7 protein-coding genes and 3 pseudogenes are annotated in these 7281 nt (G+C 35.6%); 6 read left to right on the top strand and 4 right to left on the bottom strand.

All coding sequences use genetic code 11. From position 1 onward, the window contains the following. The 5 genes and pseudogenes from KA878_RS10205 to KA878_RS14695 all read left to right on the top strand — a co-directional run. The coding region (locus KA878_RS10205) for a hypothetical protein (protein WP_194376798.1) at positions 1–1283 on the top strand (1283 nt) is incomplete at its 5' end. Between the two features lie 18 nt (positions 1284–1301). Next, positions 1302–1445 (top strand): hypothetical protein, encoded by a 144-nt coding sequence (locus KA878_RS10200; RefSeq protein WP_193839970.1) that lies wholly within the window; start codon positions 1302–1304, stop codon positions 1443–1445. Next, positions 1406–1675: pseudogene (locus tag KA878_RS10195) on the top strand (site-specific integrase); the annotation flags it as partial. The gene KA878_RS10200 and the pseudogene KA878_RS10195, both read left to right, overlap by 40 nt. Before the next feature lie 536 nt (positions 1676–2211). After that, positions 2212–2508: a Dps family protein gene (locus KA878_RS14700; protein WP_481906430.1), complete on the top strand. Its 297-nt coding sequence runs from the start codon at positions 2212–2214 to the stop codon at positions 2506–2508. Further along, positions 2472–2678, top strand: coding sequence for a ferritin-like domain-containing protein (locus KA878_RS14695; protein ID WP_481906431.1), 207 nt, complete (start codon positions 2472–2474; stop codon positions 2676–2678). The genes KA878_RS14700 and KA878_RS14695 overlap by 37 nt, the downstream gene beginning before the upstream one ends. A gap of 41 nt (positions 2679–2719) precedes the next feature. Here KA878_RS14695 and KA878_RS10185 read toward each other — a convergent pair. The 4 genes and pseudogenes from KA878_RS10185 to KA878_RS10170 all read right to left on the bottom strand — a co-directional run. Beyond that, positions 2720–2809: pseudogene (locus KA878_RS10185) on the bottom strand (IS30 family transposase); the annotation flags it as partial. 157 nt (positions 2810–2966) lie between these two features. Next, positions 2967–4886, bottom strand: a complete 1920-nt coding sequence (tet(M), locus tag KA878_RS10180; RefSeq protein WP_000691727.1) for a tetracycline resistance ribosomal protection protein Tet(M) — start codon at positions 4884–4886, stop codon at positions 2967–2969. 15 nt (positions 4887–4901) lie between these two features. Next, positions 4902–4988, bottom strand: coding sequence for a tetracycline resistance determinant leader peptide (locus tag KA878_RS10175; protein WP_011058339.1), 87 nt, complete (start codon positions 4986–4988; stop codon positions 4902–4904). A gap of 274 nt (positions 4989–5262) precedes the next feature. Next, positions 5263–5910: pseudogene (locus KA878_RS10170) on the bottom strand (conjugal transfer protein); the annotation flags it as partial. Positions 5911–6021: 111 nt separating this feature from the next. Between KA878_RS10170 and KA878_RS10165 the strand changes: the two are divergent. After that, positions 6022–7197 carry an IS256-like element IS1310 family transposase gene (locus KA878_RS10165; RefSeq protein ID WP_002328814.1) on the top strand — a complete coding sequence of 392 codons (1176 nt, stop codon included), beginning with the start codon at positions 6022–6024 and terminating at the stop codon, positions 7195–7197. The last annotated feature ends 84 nt before the right edge of the window (positions 7198–7281 follow it).

Below are 7281 nucleotides of genomic sequence, written 5' to 3'. Positions count from 1 at the left end.
TTCAACTTTGCAACAGAACCCAAAAATTAAATTTAGATGATTATTTTAAAGATTTACAACAATCACTTGTAGGCATTAAAGAACGTTTGAGTAATGCATTTACAAGTGATTTTATTATGCAGCAAGTTAATGGCGTGAAAAACTTCTTTAATGACCATGCTATTAATCCTGAAACAATTAAAAATAACATCAAAGATTTAGTAACATGGAACAAAGAAAGTGCTACAGTTGAAAATTTAACTTCAACATTTGATAAAGTAAGAGATTTTTTCTCAAAAGAACAACAACAAGTATCAGCATTATCACAAGAACAAAAGCAACCATCATTAAGTAATCAATTTACTGATTTAAAAGATATGATGACTAATAGTTATGAAACGATTAATAGAAGTGCTGACATACAAGGACTTAGAAACTACGAACAAGTAGCAAGGCTTGAAATCATCAATCAAAAACTAGCCTTACAGCCTGATGTTGATAAAACAGAACCAAATTATAATGTTGAATCTATCAGTCAAAACATATCGCTAAATAGTGATGAAAATAAAGGGAATACGATTGATTTATATAATTATCTTAAAGACGCACAAAATGTTTTATCATATAGTGACCCTTATAGTGCTGATAATGATATTAATAAACTACAATTAGAACAATTCACACTACAAGCGATACAAACAATTGAAGAACAAATTAGTCCAAAAGAATTAAATGAAAGTAGAATTAATCATTTGGCAGAAACAAACACTAAACCTTATCAAAACAGTGTTATTGATAGTTACATTAAAGATATTAATAGCATTGAAAAAAGTTTACCTGAACAAGCTAAAGTACAAATTCAAGAATCTGAAAAATTAGAATTAGAACAAAATAATACGATTAAAGAAGCCTATGATATTCAAGAAACAGAAGTATTTCAAACATTAAATGAAAAAAGTGAATATAAAGATTTAATGCAGAATGATAATGATAAACAAGTTGAAGCTGAATTATTAGATGTAGATGGTGATAAAGTAATCGTTGAAGTAGGTACAGAACAATATGCACTTACATTAAACGAAGAAGATACGCAAAAAATACAAAATAATCAAGATGCGTTTACATTCAACTTTAATACAGATACTAATGAATTTAATTATGAAATAGACGAAGATGCAATTTCAGAAAACACATATGAAGTAGATAACGAAAAAAAGTCACATACCCCTGAACAATATGAAGAACCTGATCCATTACCACCTGAATATATTGAACAAGCAGAAAATGATGAATTTGAAAGATAAAAAAAGGAGGTTATCACAGTGACTACCGTCATATTCGCAGAAAAACCATCACAAGCACGTGACTATGCTAATGCACTTGGCATAAAAAAGAAGCATAAAGATTATATTGAAATTCAAGATAGCGATATTATGGGTTACGGCATTCTCATGCTTCCTTGTTAATCAGTATGGGAGAAAATCCACTTATCATTAAAGATCGTCTAGGACACGAAGATATTGAGACGACTTTAGGAACGTATGGACATCTTTATCCTAACAGTAATTTCGAGGTAGCTAACAAATTAAATGGAGCCATTTCCTTTAAAGAAGCAAAACAAAATTATGATACTTCACCAAAGAATCAATTTACTGTAGACTACTTGCGAAACAAAGAAATGAAAAAAGTGCAATAAAAGTGCAGTAAAAAGATAAGAAGAGCCAGAAACCCTTGGTATAAGAGGATTTCTAGCTCTCCTACAACTACTCCATTTCAATAAATACTGTCCATTATCTAGTATAGACCCTATATATTCATAGCCCCTTTCTGTTTGGTGTTAAAGTATTAGTCATCGATGTCATGCACTATCTTGTTTAGCTCCGTTTTGATGGAACTGGAAATATTTTCTAAATTGAAATGATTATATATTTCTTTATCCTTAAGCATCCTTTTTTGTGCCTTATTTAATTTACACTCATTGTTACCCACTACCCATTCATCCTTTCTACGTATAAAGGGGTTTGCGCACTTTCCTTTAACGCGTTTTGAACATCTTCATAAGGTAAATAAAATTCAATTGTAGATTAATTTTACAATCTTCCATATAACGTCTCCATCTTTTCAAAACGACTTAATTCTACGGGCTATAAATAACTTAATTTGCCAGTGTATAACGTTTCAGATTAAGCTACCACTAAGTTATAATAACCATATCGAAAGGAGACCAATCTAATGAAATATACGAAAACCAAAGCAGTATTAAATCAACTCGTTGCCGATTTGAGCCAGATGTCAATGATTATCCATCAGACGCATTGGTACATGCGTGGACCCAACTTTTTGAAGTTGCACCCCTTGATGGATGAGTTCATGGAAGAAATTGACAGCCAACTCGATGTCATTTCTGAACGGCTGATTGCGCTTGATGGCAGTCCTTACTCCACCTTAAAAGAAATGGCCGAAAACACTAAGATTCAAGACTGGCCTGGTGAATGGACAAAACAACCCCAGAACGCCTCGCACACTTAGTTGATGGCTATCGTTACTTGGAAGACCTTTACCAACACGGCATTGAAGTATCCGATGTTGAAAAAGACTTCAGTACCCAAGATATTTTCATTGGTCTCAAAACCGCAATTGAGAAGAAAATCTGGATGATTCAGGCAGAGCTTGGGTCGGCGCCGGAAATTGATGAATAAAATAATATTAAAAAATCGGTAGACTTATGGTAGATTTTAAAATTAATCCGAACGCCCATTTGGATATTGGACAGCCCTAGTTCACAAAAGGTTTCGATTTTAATTCGTTCGGAATAGGTTATACTAGACAAAAGATCAGCTCCTAAAAGATGGGTTTGTGGTAAACACCATTTTAAAGGAAGCTGATCTTTTTTGTCCGAACAGCGTTCGGATTAATTCAAATCTTTATTAAAAAATATTTCATCTTATTTAACAAGAAACCATATTTATATAACAACATAAAATACACTAAGTTATTTTATTGAACATATATCGTACTTTATCTATCCGACTATTTGGACGACGGGGCTGGCAAACAGGTTCACCGGTAGTAACATGGTACCCTTTTAACTCTGTTAAACAAACACTACGTCCATTTGTAAAGAAAGTTAAATCACTACGATATTCTTGAATACACCGAGCAGGGATTTCTCCACTAAGAATGACCTCATTATTTTTCAATTGAGTGTCTACGATGTTCGCACAATATTTAGGAGCATCGTTGTATGCTCGTGAAAGATATTCCTGTGGCGCATAAATTTTAAAACTAAGATATGGCTCTAACAATTCTGTTCCAGCTTTTTTTAAGACTTGTTCCAATACAATAGGAGCAAGCATCCGAAAATCTGCTGGGGTACTAACAGGGCTATAGTATAAGCCATACTTAAAACAGATTTTACAATCCGTCACATTCCAACCATATAATCCTTGTTCGCAACCATAGCGTATCCCTTCCATAACTGCATTTTGAAATGATTGATTTAAGTATCCAAGAGAAACCGAGCTCTCATACTGCATTCCACTTCCCAACGGAAGCGGTGATACAGATAAACCAATGGAAGCCCAGAAAGGATTTGGCGGCACTTCGATGTGAATGGTATATTCTGCATTTTTTAACGGTCTCTCCATATAAATGACTGTAGGCTCTTTTAGTTCTATCTCCACATGATACTTTTCTTGCAACAGTGCACTAATCACTTCCATTTGTACTTTCCCTAAGAAAGAAAGTATAATTTCATGTGTCGTAGAATCCACGTAATATCGTAGAAGCGGATCACTATCTGAGATTTCCAAAAGGGCATCAAGCAACATTTCTCTCTGTTCAGGTTTACTCGGTTCAACAGTTGTTTGTAGTAGAGGGTGCGGATTTTCAATCTTTTTTCTCTGTGGCAATAGTTTTGTATCTCCAAGAACACTATTTAACTTCAAAAACTCATTTTGCAAAATAACAATTTCTCCAGAATAAGCTCTATCAATCTTACATAATTCACCATTTATTGAAGTATACATTTCTGTAACTTTTATTTTTTCTTTTTCTGATACTCTAACCGAATCTCGTAAATGTAGTACTCCACTATAAAGGCGTATATATGCAAGACGTTGTCTTTTTTTTGTATATTCAATTTTGAAAACATTTCCGCAAAGTTCAGACGGACCTCGATGTGTTGATGAATAAAATTTATTCGTAATCACTTCTATAAGGTTATCAATCCCTATATTGTTTTTTGCACTTCCGTGATAAACAGGGAACAGGGAACAATTATGAAATCTTATGCTTTCCTCTTGTTCGAGTTCCAATGCTTCTAATGATTTACCGGACATATATTTCTCTAAAAGGTCATCGTTTCCCTCTATTACCGTATCCCATTGTTCAGATTCGGTAAAGTTCGTCACACACATATTAGGATACAGTTCTACCTTCTGTTTGATTACAATTTCGGCAGAAAGTTTCTCTTTAATATCCTGATAAACCGTTGATAAATCAATTCCATTTTGGTCAATCTTATTGATAAAAAAGATTGTGGGAATCCCCATTTTCCTAAGTGCATGAAATAATATACGAGTTTGTGCTTGTACGCCATCTTTTGCAGAAATCAGTAGAATTGCCCCATCTAAAACTGATAATGAACGATATACTTCTGCTAAGAAATCCATATGTCCTGGCGTGTCTATGATGTTCACCTTCGTATTTTCCCACTGAAAAGAGGTTATTCCTGTCTGAATTGTAATTCCTCTCTGACGTTCTAAAAGCGTATTATCCGTCCTCGTTGTACCTTTGTCCACGCTTCCTAATTCTGTAATCGCTCCACTGTTATATAATAAGCTTTCTGTTAAGGTAGTTTTTCCTGCATCAACATGAGCTAAAACTCCAATATTAATAATTTTCATGTGATTTTCCTCCATTCAAAAACCCAAAAGGGCATAAAAATCCCAGTGATAAATACTTTTATCACTGGGATTTTTATGCATAACCATAGGTATACAAAGCATACAGATATTCTCTGGATACTTTAGAATCACATGATAAAGGTATTCTTAAACTGGGTACAAAAAACTAAGCCCTCCTAAAAAAGGACATCTAATTATTTGTTCCTGCTATCAAATTGACAGTTTATTTAAGAATACCTTGCCGCATATTTATTAACTCCTTTTAAATAGTCACTTAAATAATAGCACGTAAGAGCATATTTGTAAAGGAATCTCCAATTTTTTATCAAAAAGAGTACATGATTACAAAGTATCTGTAATCATGTACCAATATTTGTTATTTTACAATCTTCCAATTATCTTGTTTTTCTAATATCAACTCAAATTGCGAGATTTGGGTTGCCTTTGTTTCTTGATCTAAATATTTCACAGCGACATTCACGATTACTTGGTTATCTTTTCTGGTAAAGATAGGATTCACCAATTCCTCGAAAACATATTCCTTGTTAATCATAGGTAACACATGATTACTTACATAGTAAGTCAATTCTTTTTCTGTGGCGGTAGGATAGAGCTGGAAGAACGTTTCTAAAAAGCTAATGATTTCGTCCATCGTTTCTGTATCTACTGTATGGTCACTTTCTAGCTGTTTGGGTTGGTAGTCCGATTTTTGAGGTTTCTTACTCATTGTCGGATTTTTGATAATAACCATATTATCTGATTCATCTATATGGACAACCACATGAAAGCTAGACGATATAGTTTCCTTGTCTTTGTCTTCGGTAATAACTTGTTCAACAGAAAACAGTACCTCAAAGGTGTTCTCATTCACTTGAGAAACCTGCCACACCTGTATATCGTTCACACTAGAACTAGTAGGAATATCCTTACGAATCATTTCTTCATTTAATACCTGCAATTCTTCCGTCAAATAATGGGTCAATTTCTCATTTCGTTTATCAATGGCTTCTTGGGATTGGAGAGCGTAAAATATCTTGTGTAAACGCACAAAAGATTTCTAAATTGTATAGAAATAGGGAATGCCTTCCCTTATGATATTTAGTAACCACAGAAAACATCACAGGAGGCATTCCCCATGAATGAACTTACCACAGAAATTATCGCTGCACTAGCCCAAAAACAAGATTTGGACGAAGTTTTTCGTCACCACCTTGAAATCGCCATCAACCAGCTGCTTCAAACTGAATTGGCAGAGTTTTTGGGTTACGAACGCTACTCATACGCTGGGATTAACACTGGTAATAACCGCAACGGCAGTTATGAGCGCTCGTTTGATACGAAGTACGGCCAACTTAACTTAACCATTCCTCGAGATCGCAATGGCCGGTTTGAAAATCATACCTTGCCAGCCTACGGTCGGCACAGTGATAATTTAGAAACAACGGTTATTCAGTTGTATACCAAGGGAATTACCACTGCTGAAATTGCCGAACTCATTGAGAATATGTACGGTGCTCACTACTCCAAAGCCACGGTTTCCAACATGACTAAAGCCGTCAATGAACAGGTTCAAGCTTTCCAGCAACGTCGACTGGCTTCACAATATGCGGCTATCTTCTTAGATGCCACTTACTTGCCGTTAAAGCGGGATACCGTTCAAAAAGAAGCGGTTCATATTGCGATTGGCATTCGTCCAGATGGTACGAAAGAAGTGCTGAACTACCAAGTGGCGCCGACGGAATCAACTGGGATCTGGACTGAATTACTGGGAACCCTGATTAAGCAAGGTGTCAAAGATGTGCTGTTGTTTGTGGCCGATGGGTTAGTTGGTTTGGATGAAGGTTTAAATCGGCATTTTCCCAAAGCTAAACGACAACGTTGCCTGGTTCATGTTGGGCGTAATTTGATAAACAAAGTTCGGGTGAAAGACCGTAAGGCCGTGATCAATGACTTTAAACAAGTTCATTGGGCTGCCAATCGTGAAGCAGCCGAACTGAAACTGAATGAGTTCGCCAACAACTGGCATCGTACCTATCCCAAGTTAATCAAAGATCTGCTTAAAATGCCGAATCTGCTCACTTTCATGGACTTTCCACCAGCCATTCGGCAATCACTCTACTCCACTAACTTGATTGAGAACTTTAACAAGCATCTCAAGCGCACCACCCACCGCAAAGAACAATTTCCAACGGAAGATTCACTGGATCGATTCCTGGTTTCTCAGTTTAATGCTTATAACGAGAAGTCTCTGAAGCGGATCCACCGAGGCTTTAAAGGACTCCAGGACACCTTGGAAGCATCATTTATTTGAGTTAGTTACATATTATATGTACGAAGGCATTTCATTTACACAAGATTCTTGACGCTACCAAACTCAGTCAAGTCCAGACTCCTG

The organism is Staphylococcus sp. GDY8P57P, from assembly GCF_017892585.1.
Taxonomy (GTDB): Bacteria; Bacillota; Bacilli; order Staphylococcales; family Staphylococcaceae; genus Staphylococcus; species Staphylococcus borealis.
Note: the sequence above shows the minus strand (reverse complement) of the source record. Positions and strands in the feature narration are given on the sequence as shown.